Here is a 22,899-nt window from a genome sequence, read left to right as displayed (position 1 = left end):
GGCGGGACGGGCACCCCCGTCCCGCCGCGCCTCAGTCACAGAAGGAGCTTCCCAATCGTGATGTCAAGCCGCAGTCGTGACGGGAGGTGAACCTTGATAGCACTGTCCGTCATGGATCATTGCCCACAGGACGTTGAGCCTGCGCCGGGCGAGAGCGAGCAGAGCCTGCTTGTGGCCCTTCCCCTCGGCCCGTTTGCGCTGGTAGCACGCCTTGGAGGTGGGGCACGTCGTGGTGCTGACCATGGCCGAGAGGTGCATGCTCCGCAGCAGGCCGCGGTGGTATCGCTTGGGCCTGCGGAGGTTGCCGCTCACGCGGCCGGAGTCGCGGGGTCCGGGGGCAAGGCAGGCGAACCCGGCCAGGCGATCGGCGATGGCGAAGGCGTCCTTCGCATCGGTCTTGCCTTTGCCGCCCTTGTAGGTGGCCGAGGCGCGGTAGACCGCCAGGCCCGTCAGACAGGCCATGGGTTGGTCGTGGCCGAGCGGCAGACCGATCAGCAGGGCGGCACCGCCGTGGTTGAGGTCGACGGCCCACAGCACGTCGGTGGACATCGCCAGGACATCGCCGATGGGATCCAGCAGTTCCGCCTCGCCGTTCAGGACCCGGCGGGACAGCAGCCGCTCACCGTCAGCGTTGATCACCACGCAGTGGTGGTGTTCCTTGCCGATGTCCACCCCGGCCCACATCTCGGGCACGTTCCGCTCCGCCAGCTCGTCCCATCACGTCACACCCGCAGACGACCTCGCCGACGTTGTCCTGCGGCAGTGATCGAGTCGCGTCTCCCAATTGGCGGTCGAGCCGTCGCAGGGCTCCGGACGGCCAAGTCCTTTGAGTCATCCAACGGCGGCACGCACATCAGCCATACCCAGAACACCTGGCCGTTCTGATCCTACGAATTGTCAGAGCAGACCCACACCTAGAAAGGTAGGACCCACATGAGCGACCACACGCACGACCACAGCTGGTTCCGCACCCACTACCCGTCCCTGCAGGACGCTTACTGCCTGACCCTGGTCGAAGGCGTACCGGCCGGCGAACTGCTGCGTCGGGCAGGCGCGCTGAGCGGCCCCTGGGTCACGGGCATCGACGCAGTCTGCGAGGCGGCCGAGAACCTGGAGGCCGAAACCGGCGGCGAGCGGATGCTCGTCGCCGTGGCCGACCTGGCCGACGGCTGGACCCTGGTCCTCGAGCCCAACGGCTACCTCGGCGTCCACGAGGAGACCATCGCGGCATGGGCGGACACCACCCTCGTCTCCCACTTCCGCAACGTCAACGCGAGCACCCGATTCTGCTGGTATGCGAACGGAACCGCCCGCCTGCGCACCGAGGACATGGCCCCCGGCACCGTCTCCGCCGCCGTACCGGATTTCGACCCGGCCCCCTACCCGGACAGGACCGAACTCGCCCTGGCCCTCGCCGAACACCTCACCGGCGTCCACCTGACCCCGGAACTCCTCGAAGGCACCCCCTTCGCCACCGGGACCGTCGACGAACCCTGGAACTGACCTCAGCAAGGGTCCATCGGCACGCCGCAACCGGTGAACCCGGGGCCGCGCGGGCCACGAAACACACCACCGAGGCAGACAGCGCGCAACGCCCACCCCGATCCTCCCAGGCCACCCAGACGCCCTCACCCCAGCCACCCGACGCATCTGCCTCCCGCCCGTGCGGCCGCCTGCACCGTGGGCCGTGACCGGTGCGCCACCGCGCCGACGAGCAGTGGTACGAGGCGGCCGCGCGGATGGCCGAGGCCGCCTGGTACGGAACCGTTGCCGCCGGCCTCGCGCCGTTGCACGGGCGGGAGCGGTTCCGCGAGTCCTCGACGACGACTTCGCAGGCCGCGCGGGGGAGAGCCGCCGCTGGCCCCGGGACGGCCCGAGCGGCCGCGGAGCCCGCCCTCGCGCTGCGCAGGGCGGCCGAGCTGAAGCACCTGCTGCGTACCCGGGCAGGGGAGCGGGCGGCGGTTACTGCGCCCGAGGCCTCGACATCGAGCTCAACGACATCGCCTGGATGGACCTGGAGATCTGCCCCCGCCGCACCCCTTTGTCCCACTGTGGCCGGGCGCTTCAGCCGCAGTGCTCGTTGCTGTAGCCGCCGTCACCATATCCCGAGAACTCGTTGTACCTCAGCTCCCCCATGAAGTCGATGCAGGCCTCCTTGCCGTACGTGTAGACCGGGCCGGCGTACCGGGTGTAGTTCTGGCCGGTGCCGTCGCTCACCCAGGTGCCGCCCCCGGAGCGCCGGATGAAGACAGCGATCCGGTTCTGGCCGGTGACTGTCGCGTCGTTCCCGCGGGCGATCGCGCAGTTGTATCCGTTCCCGCTGTTGTAGTAGATATCTATGAATCCGACCACCACGCCGAGGTTGTGACGGTCGTTGATGGTCCAGCTCTTCTTGAAGGCGTACGAGCTTCCGCACTTGTTGACCCGGTCGGCGGCGTGGGCCGAGCCGGCGGAGAGGCCCACGAAGCCTCCGGCGAGGACCGTGGCCGTGAGTACGGTCGCGAGGTGCTTCTTGATCACGGAGAGCTCCTTCGTCAAGTCTTGGTTGCTGAGGGCCGGAACGGCCGGGCTACCGTCGCTGTGGGACGGCTCGGGCCCGGCTCCGGAGCGTTGCCTGGTCACAGTGGGCGGCCGACCGCCCCGTCGTCAGCGGTCGGCCGCCAGGCCATGGTTTCAGCCGCAGTGCTGGGAGTTGTAGCCGGAAGCCCCTTGACCCGCGGACTCGTTGTACTTCAGCCCCCCGACGAAGTCGATGCAGGCCCCCTTGGCGTACGCGTAGACCGGGCCCGCGTACCGGGTGTAGTTACTGCCGGCACCGTCGTTGATCCAGTCGTTCGTTCCGGAGCGTCGGACGGCGACGAAGATCTCGTGGTGATTGGTGACTGTCGCGTCGTTCCCGCGGGCGATCGCGCAGTTGTATCCGTTCCCGCTGTTGTAGTAAATGTCGATGAATCCGGCCACGCGTGCGTCGCCGTTGTCGTTGATGGTCCAGCTCTTCTTGAAGGCGTACGAGCTTCCGCACTTGTTGACCCGGTCGGCGGCGTGGGCCGAGCCGGCGGAGAGGCCCACGAAGCCTCCGGCGAGGACCGTGGCCGTGAGTACGGTCGCGAGGTGCTTCTTGATCACGGAGAGCTCCTTCGTCAAGTCTTGGCGCGGGCTCCGACGAGTTGCCGAAGACCCGGTGGAGCTCCCACAGTGCGAGCACATTTGATTGTCCGCCAACAAAACCAGGTCGCGGCCCAGGTGAACAGCGGACAACCCGGAATGGCCGCGGACACAAGGACGCCCTGCCGTCCCTGCGGCTGCCCGTTGTCCCCGACCTGGCGAGCGACACCCTGATGATCCCGGCCACCGCCGTCACCCTCCTGCTGCGCGCCATCGCCGTCGACCGGAGCGCCTGCGACGACCCTGACCACCAGGAGACGGCGGCCCCCTTCGCTGCCTCCCTCACCGGTGGGGACTCCCGCCCGGCCTTGGTGTCCGGCCCTCACGCACCTTCACCGTTGGCCTCGGCCATCTTGTCCCGGACGGAGTACGCCCTGCCGTCCGGCCCCGTAGAGGAGATGTCACCGACCGGATCGCCGCGAGTTCCCAGGACGACCACGAAGTTCGGGCCTTCCGCGGAGAGCGTGCCGACGATCGGCACGTCCTCCACGGCACCCCGCCGTTCCACGCGGACGGCAGTGACCTCCTTTCTGGCGATGCCGAACGCCACCGTCGAGCCGTCCGGAAATCTCTGCACCGCGACATTGAAAGGCGCGACCTCAAGGCTCATTCCGCAGTCGGCAGAGCTCTCCAGCAGGTCTACCTTCACCATCAGACAGGAAATCCCCTCACCGTTCTCACCGCGCAGCAACTGCCAGGTGTGTCCGACCGCCTGGCCGGACGCCACGGGACGGTAGCCGGACGGGGCCTTCCGGGATCCGCCGTGCGGCGTGGAACAGCCGGCGACCGCGGTGGCTGCGAACGCGAGCAGGAGCAATGCGAAGCGCACCGGCCTCGCTGGAGCGTCTTTCATGCCGACTTCCTCTTTGGTCCGGACGGGACGACCGTCCCGGGCGGCCCGGCCGCCCGGGACGGTCACGCGGTACGACCTGCTACCAGGCGTAGTGATCGACGCTGATCCCCGCGAGTGCGGTGGTGTGCTTCGCGGTCACCCGCGTGTAGTACTCGCCCCAGCTGAGCAGGTCCTTGTTCTCGATGCAGTACCGCCCGCTGCTGTAGTGGTCGGAGCTCCAGAAGGCCCCGGACTGGTCCTTCGCCCGCCGGATGGAGCTGAACCAGCCGTTCGGGTCCCATCCGTTCGCACCCGCGTAGCCGCTCACGCTGGTGCAGGAGGTGTTGTAGCGGCCGGTCGCGTTGACCGTGCTCTTCCACTTGTCGCCGCTCGCGCCCAGGTTCTCCAGGTTTCCGAGGTACTGGTGGACCTCGGTGGCGGATGCCACTCCGGGAGCCGCCAGCAGCAGGGTGCCGCTCGCGATCAGGGCCGCCGCTGCGGTCTTGAGCTTCCTCATCGTTTCCTCCTCACAAAGTCGATTCCCTACGGTGACCACGCCCGGGCATCCGACTTTCCGTCGGAATTCCTCGGATCGCGTGCTCCTCGCACCGGGCCCGTCCTGGGCCCGTGGAATCGTCGGTGGTCCCACCATCCGGTCCGCCTGTTTGTCCATCAACGGCGAACGGTCGAAGGCCAGGTGAGTGCCGGACAACCCGCTTTGTCCGCCGAGGAGTCGGAGGCCGATCGGAGACGCTTCGCGAGCACGCCGGGGTGACCGGCGTTCCACGCCCGGGAGCGCCGGGCTACCTGGCGGCGGTCAGGGTGACCGCCGGGCCGCCGATTCTCGTCCAGCGGGTGGGATTGCCGCTGGGTGCTTCGTAGACGGCGCTGTGGTCGGGCGCGAGGCGGAAGATGTGGTCGTTCGTGACGGCGAACTCGGCCCCCGCCTCGCTGACGGGGTCCCAGAACTGGGGCCGGCGGCTGTAGCGAAGGAAGGTGCCCCGGTCGGGGCTGGTGGCGAACACGTCCGACGGGCCGGCGTAGAGGTCCTGGGCGGGACCGCCGATGAGGCTCCAGTCACTGCCCGTGCCGTCCCACTGGAGCACCTGCCTGCGGTCCGGCGAGAGTCCGTAGAGGTGGGTGTCGCTGACGGCGAAGGTCGCTCCCTCGTTGCCCACGTAGGGCCAGAAGTCCTTCTCCTCGTCGTAGCGGAAGATTTGGGTGTTGCGCGGATCGGTCGCGAACAGGCCCGCCGCGCCCCCGAACAGCCGCCCGGCCGGGCCGCCCACCCTGGTCCAGCCGGTTCCGGTGCCCTTCCAGCGGTAGACGCCGGTGTGGTCCGAGGCGAGGCGGTAGAGCCGACTGCCGCTGATCGCGAAGTCGGCGCCGGGCTCGCCGACGGGCGTCCAGCTGCCGGGGGTCCCGCCGTAACCGAGCAGCCGCTTGTTGTCCGCGTCCACGACGAACACCCCGGCCCGTCCGGCGAGGACCCGCTCCGCCGGGCCCCCGATGCGCGTCCAGGCCGTGCCGCTGCCCTGCCACTGATAGACGGCCCGGTCGTCCGGGGAGATCGAGTACAGTGCGCCCGGTACGGACGGCACGACCCCGGGCCATGGCGACGGTTCGGGCACCGCGACGGGCGCAACGTCCGGCGTGCTGCGGTCCTGCGGGGTGCTCGACGCCTCGGGCGGCGACGCCGAGGTCGCGCTGGCTGCAGGTGCCGCGTTTCCAGGAGGCAGGGCAGCCGACGGACGCGTCGTCGGGGCGGCCGCACCGGACGAAGGAGAGGCCGGCGACTGGGGACTCGTCGACGGCGAGCCGGGCAGGGGCGCCGTGCCGGCCGGGGACGGAACCGGGGCGGGTGCCAGGCCGGCCGGGGACGGAACCGGGGCGGGCGCCGTCGATGCCTGACCGTCCGTCCCCGGGGAGGCCGGCCTGGCAGGAGTTCCACCCGCGGACCAGGACGGGGAGGGCGCCGAGGATCCTTCGGACTCGACGACCGCCGGCACGTGCTGGCCGTCACCCAAGCTCGGCACCGACGCATCCGGTACCGCGACCGGCCCGCCGACCCGCGTGCCGAGCAGCATCCCGGCCAGCACCAGCACCACGGCCGCCAGGATGGCGGTGACCACCCGGGAACGCCTCCGCGCCGGGCCCGCGGCGGGCCCGCCCGTGAACGGGACGACGCGCACAGGGCCGAGGCGGACAACGGGGCCGGGCGGACAGTTGTCCGCACCGCCGACGATCTCACCGCGGACAATCCGGGGAAGCGGTGGGCGCGGCACCGCGAGAGACCGTCCGTCCGTCTCCCGGCTCCGGACGGCGGCGGCCTCGCGTTCCCGGGCCTCGCGTTCTCCGACGAGGTCACCGGCCATCCGTCGCAGCACCGGCAGGTGCGCCCGCGCCCGGCCGATCACCGCTGGTTCGGCACCGGGCAGCCGGTGCTCGTCCGCCCGGGCGTGCGTACCGGCTCCGACGGCCGACCGCCCGGCGGTGGTCGGTTCCGCTTCCGGGTCCGCCTCCCGCTCCGGTGCACGCGGCGGCTGTGCCGCCCGCCGTGCCTCCTCCACGGTCCGCCGCAGGCGCCGCACCTCGGCCAGACCGCGGGCGACCTCCCGCAGGCGGGACCGGCGCGGCTCCGCCGTGTCCCCCTCCGCCCACCGCGGCGCAGCCGCACCGGTGCCGTCCGAAGCCCGGTCGCCCAGTTCCCTCCGCAGTTCGGCCACGGCCGCGGTCAACGCGCGGATCAGCTCGTCCGCCTCCGCCACGTTCGCCTCGGCCCGGCTCTGCGCCTGCCGGGCCCGCTCGATCGCCTGCTGCGCGTCGGCCCGCCCCTGTGCCGGGCGCCGCGCGCCCCGCGCCGCGGCGGCGGCCCCCTCGTGCAGTCGCGCGGCGCGGGCCAGCAACGCCCTCCGGGCCTGCGGTTCCGGTACCCGGTCGTGGACCACCCGCTCCAGCAGGTGCCACGGGATGTCCTTCTCCCCCGACCGGTACTCGCTCCAACTGGTCTTGCCCGCGCGGTAGTGCCGGGCGAGTTCGCGGACGGTGATTCCGGACGTCACCTCCCGCACGAACCGTGCCAGGTCGTCAGCCTGGTCGGTCTCCCCCTTGAGTCGCCCCTGCGGGCGTCCGACACCAGTCACCCTGTACCCCCTCAGCCTGTCCGCGGCCCGCCCGGACCGGACAGGCATTTGTCGGTACACCATCAGACACGTCTCGCCCCACGGCCTCCACCGTTTCTTCGGACAAACTTTCCTGGCAGCGACACGTGGTGCGTGGGCCGGCGCTGCCCGGTCTCTGCCGGCGGCAGTGCGGCGGCCCGGCTACGGCCCTGGCGGTTCCTCCCGGGGCCGTGCTCGGACGCTCGTCGTGCCGCGCCCGGGCCCGCGTGGACCCGGGCCCGCGTACACCCGGTGCCGGTGCCGGTGGCCGCTGCGGCGGCCGGCCGCCTTGCCTCGGATGATGCGCCGCCCTTCCCGGGGGAACAGGAAATCTTGCGGTCCATTGGCCAGAGAATGGCTCGCCCGCTCCCGGAGTGTGCCGAAGATCTTCCTGTTCCCGGTCGGTTGCGGAGGTGACGGGACGAACAGGCCCTCGCCGTCCCGTGCCTGCTCCACCACTACGCCCTGATCACCCACGACACCCGCAACGGCGACCGCGCCGTACGCCTGCACGCCCTCACCGCCCGCGCTGCCCGTGAATTCATCCCGCCCACCCAACTTCCCGCGACCTGACCGTCGTTCTGCGCGCCAACACCGAAACCCTCGCTGCCCACGCCGACGACCGTCTCTGGCACCTCCACCGCCACCCGGTCCTGTGCACCGCGGGCACCAGCCTGAACAGCACCGGCCAGTTCGGCGTCGCCGTGACCCACTGGCAGAGCCTCGCAACCGACGCCGAACGGATCCTGCGCGTCGACGATCCCCGCCGTCTGCTCCCGGTCGCCGCCGGCAGTCTTGCGGACCCGGTCGCGCAGCCGGTCGTGGAACTCGCCGAACAGACCCCTGTCCCGCCAGCGCCGGAAGAACGCGTGGACGCGGTCCCATGCGGGGAAGTCCGCAGGCATCGCCCGCCAGGCGATGCCGCCCGCGACCAGGTAGCGCACCGCGTCCACCATCTGCCAGTGGCACTAGCCCTCCGGCTGCCCGCCCCGGCCCTCCAACCGGCCCGGCACCGGCAACGCATCGCGGACCACGGCCCCATTCGGCATCCGTCATGTCCGACGGGTAATTCGGCCGCCCGTCCGGTTGATCCGCCGCGTTCCCTAGCCGGTGAGCGAGACAGCCACACTCACGAGCAACCGAGTTGGAACCTGCGGGCGCGAGAGCGTACAACGCGGCGGCGGTGATCCCACACGTCCGCCCCGCGCGGAGGGGCGGCATGGAGGCCGACTCCTTTCACCACCGGACACCGGCGCCGCCCGCACGCAGCCATGATCGTCGGGGCATTTCAGGAGCTTGTCCGGGCTGGTGGTCGCCGGGGAGGCACCCGATGCACTCGAGTTGGCCCTGGCCGGGAGAGGTACTGCGATGCCGCGCAGGCAGGCTGGCTGCGGATGACGCGGGGCCGTCGGACACCGCCGGCGGCTCGGCCCAAGCGTGGGCCCAGGCTGGAAGCGGCGCCGGGGCGAAGGACCCCAACAGTGACCGTGACACTGGGCGGCAGTAGATCGGTCTGCCTGTTGGACCGCCCGTGGGGACGAGATCGTTCTGCCCGTCGATCGTGTCGGACGCAGTGTGGAACTGGTTGAGCCGTAGCTGCCTGAACCGGCTGCGGAGCTGATGGCACGCCGACCGGCTGCGTGGAATGACGTCCGCATGCGGGCCATCTCTACCTGGATCCGCTTCGTGGTCGGGCCGATCCTGTGAGTCTCAAGTAGGCCGGCCGTGGCTGGCTACGGCGGCGGCCGTCGGCACCCGGGTTGAGGGGCTTCGCGCCCGTTGGACGGAGCCGGGCTCCCGCGCGGCGCGTTTGCTGGGCTTCCGAAGGTCGGGAAACGAGTGCTTTCACTGCCCGGGATGACAATTCGCGTGAACTTGTCCTTGAAGTTTGTAAGTTTCGAAACAGCTCCACTCAATCCCATTGCCTGGCCGGATATCTTTGCCTCTGCGGGAAGTGGCCGCGCCTTCGACGGTCGGCCCGGAGGATATTATCCTGCGCCCTCGTCATCATTCGCTAGCGAATCACAGGTGGAGAGCAATGGCAGACTTTGTGTACGGCGAGAAGTTCTCGGAGACGAATCCCGTTGCCCGTTTCACGCCCGATCAGTACAGGAGGATCGCCGGACTCCCCAACTCCGATTTCATCAAGCTTCGCAATCGAGTGCTGAGCATGGAGGGCGACGACCCTCAGACGAAGGCCCTGAAGGCATCTTTCTACTCCAATGCCATCACGGGAGTCCCTGCATGGGCCCAGTCTGCTGCGGCCATGAACGCTGCGGCCCAGCATGACTTCCGCTACACCATCGGGCCGACGGTCCTTCCGGAGGGCGAACAGATCGACGACCGCCATGCGGCGGACTGGCAGATGGCCGACGATATATCGAAAATTAAAAATCTTCCAAGGAGTGGAATCCCGGCGATCGATGCGGCGATCGATGCAGTGGATTCGACCGTCTCAAGCATTCACGCCCTTTCCAAAGCTCTTGTCCTGCGGGGTGTTGGGTGGCTGAACTATACGCCATCTCCGGTGAGCGAAACTCCCCCGTCAGGTCTTCCTGAATTGGATGACGATTCTCCCCTCGGTGGCCGATCCGGTAGATCCGGGCGTTCTTCGGAGGAGACGGACGACGATGGGGATGACGGCGACGAGAGTGGCGAGGGGGACGGCGGCGGCGAGGGCACCGGCACCGGGATCGCCGCAGTCGCGATGAAACGAACAGGCGCCTCGGACCGGTGACGCAGCAGGCGCAGGCCGGAGTCGGGGAGCGCACGGCGTCTCGCCACCTCAGAGGGCTGACCGCCGTCCAGAAAAGGATGGACTCCGCTGTCCTCGCCCAGCCACGGCCCGTCACGCTCTCCTGGCAGGAACCCGACCCGCACCACCCCGGACAGCTCCTGTGCAGGCAGGCCCTGATCCACGACACCACCACCCGACCGGCCGACACCACCCGGCCGTGCACCCGCACCGAGATCCTCGACCGCTGGGGAACGGCCGGCACCCACATCAACCCACCCGACCGACAACTCACCTCCTGGGTCCAACGCTTCGACCTCACCACCAACGACGCCATGCCGCGCACCATCGGCTCCCTGCGCTCCATGGCGGACACCGTCGGCGACGTCCACGGGTGGGGCGAGTGGTCGCTGCCGGTGTTCGAGGCGGCCTGCGCACGCCTGTTCCGCTGGTGGAGCTGGAGGCCGGAGCAGCTGGACGATGCCGGCCGCGGCGAGATCGACGTGCAGGTCCGCGCGCTGGATTGCTGGTGCCGGGTGATCTACGACGACCGGGAGATGGAGGGGGCTCAAGACTGGCCGGATGTCAGCCGCCGAAACCTTGCGGGCCCGGCCGGTTCACGTGGTTCGCGCCGTTGTCACTTCTCTCTCGGTGTCCGACTTCGCGAGCTGCGCACCGAGGTCGGGGTGAACGGCCTCGAAGGTGTCCAAGCCGGAGAACGGCAGGCAGGCCGCCACGCCCGCGGACCTGCAGGCGTGGGTACAGGCCGCCCGGAGTCGGAGGGTGAGCCGAAAGGTCGCCTCCAGGGTCTGGAATCGCGCTACCGGACGTGGAAGCGACTGCGACGGCCGGCGCCGAGACCCACACCGCCCCGCGACACCGGACGACTGGCTGCACCAGCGCACGACCACCACCGGTGTCACCAGCTGGTACCTGGCCCAGGCATCCCGGACCTACAACGGATTCGGGCAGACCTCCGTCAACGGCTCCCAGCACACGCGGTTCACCATCCCCGAGCACCAGCGCACTGCGCTTCTGGCTAAGGACTGGAGCAGCTTCACCGCCATCCAGATCACCGTCCCCGAGCCTGGACCGTACCCGGCCGAGAACCTCGCCGCGCTCGCTGCCGCCCTATGTCACCAGTCCTTGGTCTGGGACTCCCGAACCCGCCACCCCGCTCCCCTCCGCGTCGCGGGATGCGTCGACCGGAACCATACCGAGTACCGGGGAGCCAGTCTCACGGAACAGGGACCAAGTGACGAGGAGAACGCGGATCAGCCATGACCCCGCAACTTCGGGGCAGTGATCCGCTGATGGCATTCCGGTTGCCCGGCCTGCTGACCTGTGGGCATCCCACTGTGTTTTGACAGTCCGGGAGAGTCGTGGGAAAGGCCGGGCGAGTCAGACGGCGGACAGTGGCTGGTGTGGGCTCAGACCGCATCAGAGAGCTCGATGTGGAGGGACGGGCCGAAGACCTGGTCGAAGGCGAGGGCGCGGTCGGATGGGACGAGGAGGTAGGGCGCGCCGGAACCTGCGGTGGTTCGCGGCCCGTGGATACCCGTGCCGAGGGCGTCGCTGGGGGTGAGGAGGTCGAGGTTGTCGAAGGCGTAGTACAGCGGCAGGCGGGTCCAGGCGACGAGCTGGAGATGGGCGGTGACGGCGGCGTTCTCGATGGCGTGCCGACTGCTGGTCCGGCTGGTCATCCGGCTCTTGCAGTCGATCAAGACGACCTGCCTGTCACGGGCCGCGATGAGGTCGGGGGTCCAGCGAAGGAAACTGTCGGTGCTGCGGAGGGCCAGGCGCACGGGCTCGCCCATGACTCCTTGGCCCCAGGGACTGACATCCCAGCCGCGGTGGTTGAGTTCCTCGGTGACGCGTCGCTCATGGGCGTCACCGATCACCTTCCTGTCGTGAAAGCTCGGCATGCTGGAAGTGTGGCGCGACCTGGCCCTGACGAAACGACAACTGCTCCTGGCACGCCCGGGTTCGGCCAGGCCCGTTCGCTGTCCGTGGAGGTTCGTGGTTGTCCGCGGGGGTCCCAGGCTGTCTCACCGTGTCTCATCGTCGGCGGTCTGAACATGACCGGATTCAGCCCCCGTCGACGAAGGGTTTTCTGCGATCTGGACGGTGGTCCTCCACCAGCGGTGATCGCGCCTCGGACGCCGGTGATCGCGCCTCGGACGCCGGTGGTCGGGCCGGTGGGTGTGCGGGGTGTCGGCTGGGAGCGCGGGGGATTGCCGGAGCAGAGCCGCCCGGGAGCATCCGCCACTTGTCGGCGAGGCGGCGCGGTCGCGGCCCGGGGTGAGTCCTCGACCTCCCACTACTGTTCGGTGTCCGCCCGCGGGTCGGGGCACCAGCGGAGCGCCGCCCCGGCCCTGGCCGACGCGCCGAACGCCTCGGCCAGGCCCAGGACGGCTGTCCGGTCCGCGCCCGGCAGCGGTGTGTGGTACTCGGAGAGCTGGCCGGCGAGAGCCCCGACGGCCAGCTCCCACTCGCCCGCATCCCCTGTCGACATCGTGCCGGCTGCCGGCACCGCCGGGTCCAGCAGGCCCGCGAGTCGCAGGAACCCGGGGTAGTGGATCGTGAAGGGAGCCGTCACGGCAGCTGTAGCACCGAGAGCCCGATGGCTCCGCCAGGACCTCCCGCGCGACCCGACGTCGCGATCGGGATCCCCCGGCGGGCCGGTCACCGGCACCGGGCGACCGGTCCTCGACAATGTCGCCGTCCCGGCCGAACGGCCGGCCCGTGGCGGCCACGTGCTCGTCGGCGCCACGGTCGCGGAGGCCGCCTTCGCGGTCATCGGCACCATCGACCCGCACGATCGGGCGGTCCACCTCCACCGCAGGAGCGGGTCGGTACGTCCCCGGGGCGGACGACGGGTCACGGTGGGTCGGTGAGGCGAGCGGCAACCGTCAGGAGCAGCAGCCGGCCGGTGGCGGCGGCGGCCCTGAAGTCGAGGACACCGGCGAACGGCCCGGTGACCAGCAGCAGGGTGCGGTGCGCGCGGAGCGCGCGCTGCCACTGACGCCCGGCGGCGACAGGACCCTCGTACCAGGGGCGCCCACCGGGCCGGTGCACGGCCAGCTGCTGCCCGTCGAGGACGGCGGACCACCCGGGGGCGGGGTCGCACCCGGGGACGTGCGCCGTCCACCCCTCCCCGGACAGAACCGCAGGCCCGGCCATGGCGGGCACGACCAGGACGGGGCGTCGGTCGGGCAGCAGCTCCGGCCACGGCGAGCCGCGCAGACCCGTACCGGTCAACTCCACACACGACCCCTTTCCCCGGCCCGGGCCGCCCCACAACCCCGCAGGCCCCATCATCGGCCACCACCCGGGCCAGCGGAGGCGAAATCCGCCGACGAACCGACCGACACCCCTGCGGGAGGACGCCACTGCCGACCCACACGCCCCGCCCCGCCCCCTGCTCTGCAGGCCGCTGCGCCGGGCCGCAGGGCGAGCCGGACACCCACCCGCCTCCGCGACACTCCGCACCGGCGTACCGCCCCTTTCGAGCCCACGCCGCTACGCTGCCGGTGGTGCCCGCCCGGCCTCGAGACGCACACCCCGGGCCATCACCGGTGGGCACCACCAACCCGCGCCCGGCCCCGCAGCCCGCCTTGCCACTCACCCGGGCACCTACCGTCCTGGTTCGGCTGACCCCCGCCTGCGCGGGGAGGACGTCTTGGTGGCAACGCCCCACTGCTCAGCGAGCGGCTGACCCCGCGGGCGCGGGGAGGACCTCACTGCCCGGTGTGACAAGTCGCCACCTGTTCGAGCCGGGATGGGCACTTGTCCTGGCGATCCGCGCGGAGCCAGATCACGATGCGCTGTGGGCTATGCGGAGCGAAGAACGGGGTCGATCCCGGTCAGGATCTCGTGCAGTTGATGAGCGCCCAGGGCAACGCGGTCGTCTCAAATGCCAGCACAACTCCCAGCTGATCCGTCGACCAACGCGACACAACGGCCGGGGGACACGGCACTGCCGGAACAGGGACCAAAGGGGGCGGCCGGGGCTATGACCACCGGCTACCCCCTTCGAGGTAGTGCTCCACATACGCGGGCTGTCAGCCGGTCCGACCACGACGGTGCCTGGCGGCGAACACGGCGATGACAGCACCGAGACCGACCAGGACGAGACCCGCCAGGCCGAAGACCAGCGAGCTTCCGTCCGCGCCAGTGTGAGGCAACTGGCCGCCGCCGGACTGGGCACTGGTCGGGTCCGCGCCGGTGCTCGGCGTGGCCCCGCCAGCACCCGAGGAGCTCGGCTCGGAAGTGGCCGGCGTCGGCGAGGAGGACGGATCGGGCGAGGACGACGGGCTCGACGAAGGCGAGGAGCTGGGGCTGGAGGACGGCGAGGACGACGGGCTCGACGAAGGCGAGGAGCTGGGGCTGGAGGACGGCGAGGACGACGGGCTCGACGAAGGCGAGGAGCTGGGGCTGGAGGACGGCGAGGACGACGGGCTCGACGAAGGCGAGGAGCTGGGCGAGGGGCTCGACGACGGCGTGCAGCCCGGCAGGTCCCCGTCGAACGGGTAGCTGTGGAGCTCGTACCCGCCCGTCCCTGTGTGGATCAGGTTGCCCGCGAGGTACACGCGCCCGTTCATGCCCGGTATGGAGATGGTCGTCGTGCCGCCCGGGTTGCCCACGAGCACCGAGCCCTGGAACTGGGAGCTGCCGAGGAGCTGGACGTTGGTGGCGGTCGGGAAGTTGTACATCAGCTTCGACCGCATGTCGGTGGTCTGGTCCCCCGCCAGGCCCGTGCCCGTGTAGGTGTTGATGATCGGGCTGTCCCCGAGCATGTTCACCACGACGGTGGCGCCGGCCGGGATGTTGTTGAAGACCAGGCCGATCTGCCCGCCGTCGGCCCTGGTGAGGTTCTGCGAGACATTGAAGACCTGCTTCATGCTGGTCCCGTCACCGGTGAAGACCGCAGCCTCGTTGGCCGTTCCTTGGGGGGTGGTGCTCTCGACGACTCTCATCGCACCGGTAGCCGCAGCCTTTCCCACGCAGTCGGAGGTTTCCTCGATCTGGGTCAGCATGCTCTGGTAGGGCGCGGCGGCGTTCGGGTCCGCGATGGACTCGCCGGTTGGGGCGATGCTGACGGTGCCGGTGCCGGTGCCGGTGACGGTGCCCGCGTGGCGCAGGTTGCCGAAGGCCGTGCCGTGCGAGTCACTGCCGCCGATGAAGAGCATGTTGCCCATGACCACATCGATCGTGCCGCCGACGGTGACGAAGTCGCTGCCGTTCGGCGGCACCACGCGCGAGCCGACGTCGACGACGCCCATGCTGTAGTTTGCGGCGCCCGCCTTGTTGACGGTCAGGTTCCCGAGGGTGACGATCTTTCCCTCGGCCTCGGCCGCGTTGCCGTCGACAGTGAAGTTGCCGCCGGTGAAGACGCTGATGCTGGCGTCCTGGCCGGTGAAGTCGCCGTTGGTGAGCTCCGGCCAGGTCGCCGGGCAGTCCGGCCCGGTACAGGCGCCCAGCGGCGCGGCCAGCGGCGCGGCCGTACCCACCGACGACAGCACGACGGCAATCGGCAGCGCCGTGACGGCGGTGGCCGCGGCGATGCGGACGGCCCTGCGGCGCCCGGTGGCGGGCGCCCTCCTCGTAGCGGTGCTCCTGTGACCCGGCGTACCGGTGCGACCCTGACTCACTTCTCAATACTCCTTGATGCAATGACAATAGAGATAGGCATGTTTCTGCCTCCACGCATACTCTCGGCCACACCCGACAAGAAAGCTGATCCGACAGTGTGAACCATGCGTGCACTTACATATTCCGCGGGTTCCTTTCCTCCCGGCCTGGCACGGCAATGGCCAGTGTTCCGACGGAAGCCATCGGGCCGCAGTATATTCGCACACGCATGCCCTGCGGCCGATCCTGAGGAAAAGCACATTTCCGCTCAGCGGCAGAGCGCGCCTCTGCGGCGCCACGTGCGCCTCGTTGCATGTTCCCTTAAAACTCAGGAAGTGCGTCGAATCCCGGTTCTCCATTTCACGTCGGTCACGTTCGGCTGCCCCTCCATCCCTGAAGGGCTGACGCGGCCGCCCTTCAGGATGTCCACGTGTGCGACCCGTTCATCGAGGTCCAGCGGGTCGGCCTCTCGTAGCTCGGCCATCAGCTCTGCCAGCAGGAGGAGATGCAGACGGGGCCAGATTCCGATCTCGACCCACTCCCTCAACCGACGCCAGGAGGTCACGCCGGCACAGCCCACGGTGGCGACAGGAACCTGACGCCAAGCGACACCGGTCCGCAGGACATACATGATGCCGCCGAGAGCGGTGCGATTAGGCACACGCGGCCGTCCGCGGCCCCCACGGACAGGCGGCATCAGTGGGGCCACTTGCTCCCACAATTCGTCCGAGATGAGATCAGAGCGCATTCCAGGCATCATGCCCGCTATCAACATCGGATGCAATTCCGGAGCGCTCAAATCTCACCTTATGCAACCAGGAAGGGACTTTAGTCCTACCTTTAGGCAGGTTTTCAACCAACGCGAGAAGCTTTCGCGGGACAGAGTGGCGGGACAGAGTGATCGTATGCGATGATTCACTCTCCATCCGGCGACCGGATCACCTCAGGTACCAGTAAATGAGAATTTGATGAATATATCGGAGTACGGGGCGTCGCATGAACCCTGAACTACTTGTCCTAGCCCCCGACGCCTACGACCAGGAAGTCGCGCCGCGCCTACAGCGCGCGTACCATGCCGTTCTCCGAGAGAACGACGACGGCTCACGCCCGGGCCTTTGGCCACGCGCTGATCTGATCGTGCCGGCATCCGCCCAGAAACGGCCCCGTATCGTCGAGGCCATAGACAGTACGGCGTTCGCGACTCTTCTTCGCGGTTCTCATGCCTGGCCAAGGAGTGAGCGGCCCACATCGGTACCTGATCCGGCTTTCGATCCTGAGGTACCCATCGCCACCGTGATGACGGCGGCTTGGCTACTGAAGTTGAATGCGTGATGTCGGGTCCTGTCGCTCGGGGGTGACAGGTCCAGCTCGCGGTTTCCCAATGTGGCCAGAGCCCAACGAAGATGTTCGTGCCCTCGCTGATCGGCCCACGTGCAGTCTTGGGCCCTCTCCATCTGCCCGGCCCGTGAACACCGACGTCCAGATCGGGCCGATGGGTCAGAACTGCTGCCGTTGACCGTCATTTGAGCCTCCTGCCCAGCGAGCGTGCGATAGTTTCCCAGCCATGACTGATCTTGGACTCGTCGTCTGGCCACCTGCCCCGATACGGACCGAGCGGCTCGTGCTCCGCGAGTCCGAGGCCCGGGACCGCGCGGCGGTCATCGAGCTGAACTCCTCGCCAGAGGTGAACACCTACCTCGGTGTCCCTCGACCGCGCGCCGAGCTCGAACGCACGGTGCCCGAGGTGCCCGGGCAGCGCCGTGGCTGGTTCGTGGCTGAGCTCGACGGAGCAATGATCGGCACGATCCAGCTCAAACCGCACGCCCCGAGCAACCACCGTCTGGAGGCCGGGGAGACGGAGCTCGGCTACTTGTTCCTATCGGAAGCATGGGGCCACGGGTACGCCACCGAGGCGTGCACAGCGGCACTCGACTGGTTTGCCGGCGCGCTGCCCGGTGAGCCGGTGGTGCTCTACACACAGACCGCCAACGCCAGCTCGATGCGCCTCGCGGCGAAGCTGGGATTCACCGAGGTGGAGCGGTTCGAGGCGTGGGGCGCCGAGCAGTGGTTTGGCGTGTGGTCCTCGGTCACCCTGTTCGGTTGAGCCTGTGCTCGACAGCGGGGATTCACGAGGTCACCGATCGGTCGTCGGCCGCGGCGCGCCGCTTGAGTACTCAGCTTGATTGGGTGATGGTCGAGCCTTTCGCCTGACGGGGCCCGTCGGTTCCGGTAGCCCTTGGCTGTGAGGCACGCGCAGGGCGGCGGGCTGACCGACGCGGAGAGGACCGCGCGGGAGCGGATCCGGCTGCAGGCCGTGGAACGCTTCGAGGGCGGGGAGAAGAATCGGGAGATCGCTGCCGCGCTGCGGGTGAGCGAGCGGTCGGTGGAGCGGTGGCGCCGGGCCTGGCGCGAGCGCGGAGAAGTCGGGGTCCAGTCGAAGGGCTCGCCGGGCCGTGCTCCAACTCCCGCTCCAGCCCGCCCCGGATCGCCAGGCTGGAGCGGGAGTTGGAGCACGGCCCGCTCGTCCACGGCTGGGCGGACCAGCGGTGGACACTGGCGAGGGTGAAGACGCTGATCGGCCGGCTGTTCCACGTCTCCTACACCGTGGAGGGCACCTGGCGGCTGCTGAAGCGACACGGCTGGTCGTGGCAGCAGCCCACTCGCCGGGCGATCGAGCGCGACGATGCGGCGGTCGAGGTGTGGAGGAAGGAGACCTGGCCGCAGGTAAAAGCACCGCGGCGGCGCTCGGGGCCTGGGTCGTCTTCGAGTTGCGCCGTGAGGCGCTGTGATTCGTGTGGAGGTGAGAGACCTTCACCGCTGACCTGCGGTGGGTGGTCGAGCAGGTCAACGGCACCCTTATGCTCCACCGGCGCCTCGCCCGTGACTACGACCACCGGCCCGACAACGCGGCCTCCCGCGCCTACTGGGCCCCCACCGCGGTCATGCTCTGCCGCCTCACCACCCCCAGCCCCGCTTGGCGCGACGATGTCGAGCTGGCCGCGTGAACGTCGCCGAACTCCTGCGGCTGCTGCAAGCCGAGCACGGCGAGACCGCCGCACGAGCCGACTACCTGCGCGAACAGATCGACCAACTCACCAGTGCCCTGGCCGAGGCCGAGGTGTCAACGGTCTCTGAAATTTGGTTCTGACCCCCTTTCAGTGCCGGAGCCAGTTTTCACGAACGAGCACGGCGACTGTCCGACCCTGTACGAGACGGAGACGGGCGACATCGTCGTACAGGGCGACGAGTTGACCGACCCGGACGGCATCGCTCAGCTGCTCCACCTGAAAACCGGTGAGACGGCAGTCGTGATCCCGCGGGCGCTGCTGACGCGGTTCGCGCCGAAGGACTAGGCCGACTGTGCCCGAGATCATTCCCTTCGCCGAGGCGGCGCCGCGCCTGTTCGAGACGTTCGCACACACCGCGTTCCGTCTGGAGACACGTCGCGGCTACGCATCGGATCGTGCCGGAGCCAGGTACCAGGCGTTCGTGGCCGGTGTGATGCCGCAGTACGAGCCGGAAGTCGCCTGGAACGTCAGCGTCCGAGCAGCAGTCGCGGACGGTCGCCGGTTCGAACGTGTTCGCATCGTCGACGACCCGCCCACCGACGGGCAGCGTTTCCTCCTCGCGTCCGGACCGGGCAACGTCGAGGCCGGCGAGGACATCCGCAACCTCTGGCGCACCGACGCCGACCAGCTCGATCTACCCGACTTCGACTTCTGGCTGTTCGACAGCGCCGTCCTCGCGAGGTTCCACTTCGACGACGACGACCGGACGCTCGGAGTCGAGCTGATCACCGACCCGGCCGAAGTACTCCGAGCCTGCCAGGCGCGTGATGCGTCGTGGCACTTCGCGGTCCCCACCGTCGAGTTCGCCGCGGCGGTACCGTCCCGCGTGTGAGTACCGACCATCAGCAGGGCCGGGTGGCCCTCGGAGCGCGCCTTCGCGAGCTGCGCACCGAGGCGGACCTCTCCGGCCGGGCCCTCGCCGGACAGCTCGGCTGGGTGCAGTCGAAGGTGTCGAAACTGGAGACCGGCCGGCAGACGCCGAGCCCGGCGGACCTGGACGCCTGGGCCTCGGCGACCGGCAGCCCCGGAGCCGCAGTCGAGCTGCGGGCCCGGTTGCGAGGGTTGGAGACGCAGTACCGGTCCTGGAACCGCCAGCTCTCCGGCGGACATCGCGAGCGGCAGGAGGCCGCGGTCCTGGAAACGCGCCGCACGCAGGTCGTCCGGGCCTTCGAGTCCGCCCGGATCCCGGGCCTGCTCCAGACTGCCGACTACGCGCGGCACATGCTCGCGGCGGGCTGCGAGTTCATCGGCTCGCCCAGGGACACCGAGGACGCCGTGCGGACCCGCATACGCCGCCAGGAAGCGCTCTACGACGCCGGCCGCCGCTTTCACTTCCTCGTCTGGGAGGCCGCGCTGTACGTGACGATCGGCCCGCCCGAGGTGATGGCCGCCCAACTGGACCGGCTCGTCGGGCTGCTGGGCCTCGACACCGTCGACCTCGGCATCATCCCGCTCGGCAGCGCACCGCGCCGCACACCGGCGCACGGGTTCTGGATCTACGACGAGCGCCTCGTGATCGTCGAGACGATCAATGCCGAGCTGTGGCTCGACAGTCCCGCCGACATCGCCCTCTACCGCAAGGCCTGGGACTGGCTGGCCGAGAGCGCCGTTACCGGCCACCAGGCGCACCGGCTCATCGGCCGTGCGGGGGCCTCGCTGACACCTCGCTGAGGATCACCGAGCACGATCCCAGCCGATCGGAGAATCATCGAGGATCACGGCCTGATCCGAGAATCGCCGCGCCCTACCGTACCGGTGCGGCCGAGGACCGCACCTGCTCGGTTTCCTCGGCCCCGCCCCGTTCGGCACGGCCAAGGAGAGACAAGGCATGGGCCCGACCAACGACGAGGAATGGACCGTGAGCGTCGGGGGCGGGCTCCTGCCCCCGACGACCCTGGCACCCGCGGCCGCCCTGACCGAGATCTGGCGGACCGTGCGGGACTTCGACCTCGGGCCCCAGCAGCACGCCGCACTGCGGCGGCTGTTCGGAGCCGGCGGCACCGAGGCCGTCGAGGACTGCCTGGACGGCGACGTCTTCGACTTCCCCGTCGTACTGCCCGGGGACCGGCTCGTCGCCGTCCGGGTCCGGCGCGGCGACGGCCTGACCGGCCGCCACCGGAACGCCGCCCGGTACGAGCCCGTACAACTGCCCGCAGAGGGGCGTGATCCGGGACTGTGGGCCGTGAAGGACAGCGCGACGGACGACCTGGTCCGCGACGACGGGCACGTGCTCCGCTGGGGAATCCGGTCCAGCGCGGAGTCCTGGATTCGCAGAGAGGTCTCCCGCGGCGACTACCGGCAATGGAACGGTCGCGCCAACGCCGGCTGACCCCCGCGGGCGCGGGGAGGACAGCCCCGGCACCCTGACCGCCGCCAACGCGTCCGGCTGACCCCCGCGTTCGCGGGGAGGACTCGTCCGGCGAGAGCCCGCCCGACTCGATCAACGGCTGACCCCGCGGGCGCGGGAGGACCTTTCGCAACCTGCAGCGTTGTCGTTGCTTCGCCATCATGCTGTGGTGGCTCACGACATAGTGTTCTTCCTGGCACCCGACGACGGGGCTGTCACCGCGATGCGGGGGCGGCGACCAAGTCCAGAATTTGATTCCGTGACCTGCCGCTTCATCGAACCGGACAGTGCCATCGCCGAGTGGGACATGTACCTCCAGGAGCCCTCTGCGAAGGTGCCGACACCCGAGCAGCTCCACGGGCGGTGGCCGCAGTGGGTCACTGCCCCATCGAACGACGGCGTCGAGGTGTTCGTTCTGCCACAGCGGTTGACCCGGGCGCTGGCCGACGCCGGCTCCACGGAGCTGGAAGAACTCGCCGATCGCTGGACCACCAGGCTCAGGTCCCACGACGGCGACGACATGACCGACGACGATCTGCCGGCGGTCCTCCAGGGAGTCGCCCAGCTCGCGGTGTCCGCGGTGAGCACTGGCGCAGGCCTGTACAGCTGGAGCTTCTGACCGACCGTCCAGCAGAACGCGGCGATCCCGCTGATGACTTTGGCAGGGAATGATCCACCGCCGCCTTCCCGCTGGGCGTCGGGAAGGCGTTCGGCGATTCGCCTGCCGGCCAGCGCACCGGGCAGCCGATCCCGTGATGTCCCGATCTGGCCATGATCAACCTCCAAATCCGCAGTCGCGGCCCGCCGGTTGTTATCGACAGCGATAGCCCTGTGCCTCGAACGCTCCGGATGCAATGCTTGATGGGCAGCAGTTTTGGCCGTTTTCGCTGGTCGGATCTGTGACTGACAGATGAGCCGGAACAGGCTGCCGCAGTGATGCTCCAGACGATCCGGACTGGCTTGTTCCTGGGTTACCGCTCGCCATGGTACAGGTGAAACTGCCTGTTACGACCCGAACTGTATCGGACGGGTCGGTGGAAGAGTTCGTTTCATTCCAAAGGAGGGTCAGTGAATTCCCGTACGAAGTTCACTCTGGCCATGACCGTTGGCCTCTTCGGCAGCGCACTTGTGCTTTCTCCTGCGGCCCAGGCCAGCAACACCACCATCAGTGGCTACGAAACCTGCGGCTCCGGTTGGATCTGCTTCTACTCGGAGCAGAACGGCAACGGTCAGAAGTGTCAGTGGAGCGAGAACGCACCGAACGCCCGTCCGCAGTGTTCGTGGATGGCTGGAGGCACCAAAACCCGGTCGGTGTACAACCACACTGGTGACAAGTACGAGTACTTCCACAACGCCAACTACAGCAGCCGGATCGGCAGCACCACCGCCGGAAACAAGGGAAACCTTGCCGGAACCTACACGATCGGTTCTCTGCGGAGGGCCTAGGGCGCCTTTCACCTTGAGCTCCGAAGCTGGCAGCTTGAAACGGAGACCCTGCGGGTGATGGGGGACCTTGGAACTGTTGCTACCTGGCCTGGGCGACTCCTCCCGGGTTGATGGTCAATGACGAGGGGGTGTTCAGCTCCGGTGCCCCGTGGCATTTGAGAGGAACACCGCTTCGTTGTCCGCCTTCGCATGAGCCGGTCCTGCCCACAGATGACGCTCTTGGCATGTCTGTTCACAGTCGACGACCCGGCTGAGCATCGGATACGGCACCTGCGAAGCGCGGCTCGCCAACGAGAGAAGGACGGCACCGCGCGCCTGGGCCTGACGACGTCCAGACCATCCCGGCACCCCGACCGCCCCCGCAGCCGGTCCCGGCCGCTGGGCCCCCAGTGCCGCGCCCGGCTCGGCCGCAGGCGCGGAAGGAAATCCCGGTCGGCGGGGTGCGGTGCCGACTTCGGCGCGCTGCGTACCGCCTGCGGGCCGGTCGGGGCGTTGTCGGCATTCCGGTGGGT

The 22,899-nt window shown here is 69.3% G+C and carries 24 protein-coding genes and 1 pseudogene; 13 read left to right on the top strand and 12 right to left on the bottom strand.

Features of this window, described 5'->3' with window-relative positions:
• Positions 1-63: 63 nt before the first annotated feature.
• Positions 64-693: an IS110 family transposase gene (locus BLU95_RS00945; protein ID WP_502689786.1), complete on the bottom strand. Its 630-nt coding sequence runs from the start codon at positions 691-693 to the stop codon at positions 64-66.
• Positions 694-933: 240 nt separating this feature from the next.
• Between BLU95_RS00945 and BLU95_RS00940 the strand changes: the two genes are divergently transcribed.
• Positions 934-1,503, top strand: coding sequence for a DUF6461 domain-containing protein (locus BLU95_RS00940; RefSeq protein WP_093858202.1), 570 nt, complete (start codon positions 934-936; stop codon positions 1,501-1,503).
• 561 nt (positions 1,504-2,064) lie between these two features.
• On the opposite strand, the gene BLU95_RS00935 is transcribed toward BLU95_RS00940, so the two are convergent.
• The 6 genes from BLU95_RS00935 to BLU95_RS43615 form a co-directional block, all read right to left on the bottom strand.
• Positions 2,065-2,520, bottom strand: a complete 456-nt coding sequence (locus BLU95_RS00935) for a hypothetical protein (RefSeq protein WP_093858201.1) — start codon at positions 2,518-2,520, stop codon at positions 2,065-2,067.
• Between the two features lie 153 nt (positions 2,521-2,673).
• Positions 2,674-3,126 carry a hypothetical protein gene (locus tag BLU95_RS00930; RefSeq protein ID WP_093858200.1) on the bottom strand — a complete coding sequence of 151 codons (453 nt, stop codon included), beginning with the start codon at positions 3,124-3,126 and terminating at the stop codon, positions 2,674-2,676.
• A 361-nt stretch (positions 3,127-3,487) separates the two neighbouring features.
• On the bottom strand, positions 3,488-4,018 hold the full coding sequence (locus BLU95_RS00925) for a hypothetical protein (protein ID WP_159424685.1): 531 nt from the start codon (positions 4,016-4,018) through the stop codon (positions 3,488-3,490).
• A gap of 79 nt (positions 4,019-4,097) precedes the next feature.
• The gene (locus BLU95_RS00920; protein ID WP_093858198.1) at positions 4,098-4,514 is read right to left on the bottom strand and encodes a hypothetical protein; all 417 of its coding nucleotides are present in this window, start codon (positions 4,512-4,514) and stop codon (positions 4,098-4,100) included.
• Between the two features lie 286 nt (positions 4,515-4,800).
• On the bottom strand, positions 4,801-7,140 hold the full coding sequence (locus BLU95_RS41185) for a hypothetical protein (RefSeq protein WP_159424684.1): 2,340 nt from the start codon (positions 7,138-7,140) through the stop codon (positions 4,801-4,803).
• Between the two features lie 476 nt (positions 7,141-7,616).
• Complete coding sequence (locus BLU95_RS43615; RefSeq protein ID WP_231978178.1) at positions 7,617-8,102, bottom strand: transposase; 486 nt, start codon at positions 8,100-8,102, stop codon at positions 7,617-7,619.
• Positions 8,103-9,196: 1,094 nt separating this feature from the next.
• Here BLU95_RS43615 and BLU95_RS00900 point away from each other — a divergent pair.
• On the top strand, positions 9,197-9,895 hold the full coding sequence (locus tag BLU95_RS00900) for a hypothetical protein (protein WP_093858195.1): 699 nt from the start codon (positions 9,197-9,199) through the stop codon (positions 9,893-9,895).
• Between the two features lie 699 nt (positions 9,896-10,594).
• The gene (locus BLU95_RS45450) at positions 10,595-11,176 is read left to right on the top strand and encodes an RNaseH domain-containing protein (protein WP_093858194.1); all 582 of its coding nucleotides are present in this window, start codon (positions 10,595-10,597) and stop codon (positions 11,174-11,176) included.
• A 146-nt stretch (positions 11,177-11,322) separates the two neighbouring features.
• Here BLU95_RS45450 and BLU95_RS43610 read toward each other — a convergent pair whose 3' ends face one another.
• The 5 genes from BLU95_RS43610 to BLU95_RS00870 form a co-directional block, all read right to left on the bottom strand.
• Positions 11,323-11,817 carry a hypothetical protein gene (locus tag BLU95_RS43610; RefSeq protein ID WP_231978177.1) on the bottom strand — a complete coding sequence of 165 codons (495 nt, stop codon included), beginning with the start codon at positions 11,815-11,817 and terminating at the stop codon, positions 11,323-11,325.
• A gap of 395 nt (positions 11,818-12,212) precedes the next feature.
• On the bottom strand, positions 12,213-12,491 hold the full coding sequence (locus tag BLU95_RS00885) for a hypothetical protein (protein ID WP_093858193.1): 279 nt from the start codon (positions 12,489-12,491) through the stop codon (positions 12,213-12,215).
• 281 nt (positions 12,492-12,772) lie between these two features.
• Positions 12,773-13,159 carry a hypothetical protein gene (locus tag BLU95_RS00880; RefSeq protein ID WP_093858192.1) on the bottom strand — a complete coding sequence of 129 codons (387 nt, stop codon included), beginning with the start codon at positions 13,157-13,159 and terminating at the stop codon, positions 12,773-12,775.
• Positions 13,160-13,956: 797 nt separating this feature from the next.
• Positions 13,957-15,546, bottom strand: a complete 1,590-nt coding sequence (locus BLU95_RS00875) for a choice-of-anchor A family protein (protein ID WP_093858191.1) — start codon at positions 15,544-15,546, stop codon at positions 13,957-13,959.
• A 308-nt stretch (positions 15,547-15,854) separates the two neighbouring features.
• The gene (locus BLU95_RS00870; protein WP_159424682.1) at positions 15,855-16,274 is read right to left on the bottom strand and encodes a transposase; all 420 of its coding nucleotides are present in this window, start codon (positions 16,272-16,274) and stop codon (positions 15,855-15,857) included.
• Positions 16,275-17,090: 816 nt separating this feature from the next.
• Here BLU95_RS00870 and BLU95_RS00865 point away from each other — a divergent pair.
• From BLU95_RS00865 to BLU95_RS00825, 10 genes and pseudogenes are all read left to right on the top strand, one after another.
• The gene (locus BLU95_RS00865; protein ID WP_093858189.1) at positions 17,091-17,630 is read left to right on the top strand and encodes a GNAT family N-acetyltransferase; all 540 of its coding nucleotides are present in this window, start codon (positions 17,091-17,093) and stop codon (positions 17,628-17,630) included.
• A 138-nt stretch (positions 17,631-17,768) separates the two neighbouring features.
• A pseudogene (locus BLU95_RS45770) lies at positions 17,769-18,294 on the top strand (winged helix-turn-helix domain-containing protein); the annotation flags it as partial.
• A 63-nt stretch (positions 18,295-18,357) separates the two neighbouring features.
• Positions 18,358-18,531, top strand: a complete 174-nt coding sequence (locus tag BLU95_RS00855; protein WP_502689785.1) for a hypothetical protein — start codon at positions 18,358-18,360, stop codon at positions 18,529-18,531.
• Positions 18,528-18,674, top strand: coding sequence for a hypothetical protein (locus tag BLU95_RS42865; protein WP_162497181.1), 147 nt, complete (start codon positions 18,528-18,530; stop codon positions 18,672-18,674). The genes BLU95_RS00855 and BLU95_RS42865 overlap by 4 nt, the downstream gene beginning before the upstream one ends.
• A 10-nt stretch (positions 18,675-18,684) precedes the next feature.
• Positions 18,685-18,879, top strand: a complete 195-nt coding sequence (locus tag BLU95_RS00850) for a hypothetical protein (RefSeq protein ID WP_093858188.1) — start codon at positions 18,685-18,687, stop codon at positions 18,877-18,879.
• 7 nt (positions 18,880-18,886) lie between these two features.
• A complete protein-coding gene (locus BLU95_RS00845; protein WP_093858187.1) occupies positions 18,887-19,426 on the top strand; it encodes a DUF6879 family protein in 540 nt (179 codons plus the stop codon).
• Positions 19,423-20,265 carry a helix-turn-helix domain-containing protein gene (locus BLU95_RS00840; RefSeq protein WP_093858186.1) on the top strand — a complete coding sequence of 281 codons (843 nt, stop codon included), beginning with the start codon at positions 19,423-19,425 and terminating at the stop codon, positions 20,263-20,265. The genes BLU95_RS00845 and BLU95_RS00840 overlap by 4 nt, the downstream gene beginning before the upstream one ends.
• A 157-nt stretch (positions 20,266-20,422) precedes the next feature.
• Complete coding sequence (locus tag BLU95_RS00835; RefSeq protein ID WP_093858185.1) at positions 20,423-20,923, top strand: hypothetical protein; 501 nt, start codon at positions 20,423-20,425, stop codon at positions 20,921-20,923.
• A gap of 277 nt (positions 20,924-21,200) precedes the next feature.
• Positions 21,201-21,560 carry a hypothetical protein gene (locus BLU95_RS00830; protein WP_093858184.1) on the top strand — a complete coding sequence of 120 codons (360 nt, stop codon included), beginning with the start codon at positions 21,201-21,203 and terminating at the stop codon, positions 21,558-21,560.
• 449 nt (positions 21,561-22,009) lie between these two features.
• On the top strand, positions 22,010-22,387 hold the full coding sequence (locus BLU95_RS00825; protein WP_093858183.1) for a peptidase inhibitor family I36 protein: 378 nt from the start codon (positions 22,010-22,012) through the stop codon (positions 22,385-22,387).
• Positions 22,388-22,899: the final 512 nt, after the last annotated feature.

The organism is Streptomyces sp. TLI_053, assembly GCF_900105395.1.
Taxonomy (GTDB): domain Bacteria; phylum Actinomycetota; class Actinomycetes; order Streptomycetales; family Streptomycetaceae; genus Kitasatospora.
Note: the sequence above shows the minus strand (reverse complement) of the source record. Positions and strands in the feature narration are given on the sequence as shown.

Bases quoted from the DNA above. Each gene is read 5' to 3' on its own strand.
- BLU95_RS00940 (WP_093858202.1), top strand. From the start codon at position 934: ATGAGCGACCACACGCACGACCACAGCTGGTTCCGCACCCACTACCCG.
- BLU95_RS00925 (WP_159424685.1), bottom strand. From the start codon at position 4,018: ATGAAAGACGCTCCAGCGAGGCCGGTGCGCTTCGCATTGCTCCTGCTC.
- BLU95_RS00920 (WP_093858198.1), bottom strand. From the start codon at position 4,514: ATGAGGAAGCTCAAGACCGCAGCGGCGGCCCTGATCGCGAGCGGCACC.
- BLU95_RS00900 (WP_093858195.1), top strand. From the start codon at position 9,197: ATGGCAGACTTTGTGTACGGCGAGAAGTTCTCGGAGACGAATCCCGTT.
- BLU95_RS43610 (WP_231978177.1), bottom strand. From the start codon at position 11,817: ATGCCGAGCTTTCACGACAGGAAGGTGATCGGTGACGCCCATGAGCGA.
- BLU95_RS00870 (WP_159424682.1), bottom strand. From the start codon at position 16,274: ATGCGCTCTGATCTCATCTCGGACGAATTGTGGGAGCAAGTGGCCCCA.
- BLU95_RS00865 (WP_093858189.1), top strand. From the start codon at position 17,091: ATGACTGATCTTGGACTCGTCGTCTGGCCACCTGCCCCGATACGGACC.
- BLU95_RS00835 (WP_093858185.1), top strand. From the start codon at position 20,423: ATGGGCCCGACCAACGACGAGGAATGGACCGTGAGCGTCGGGGGCGGG.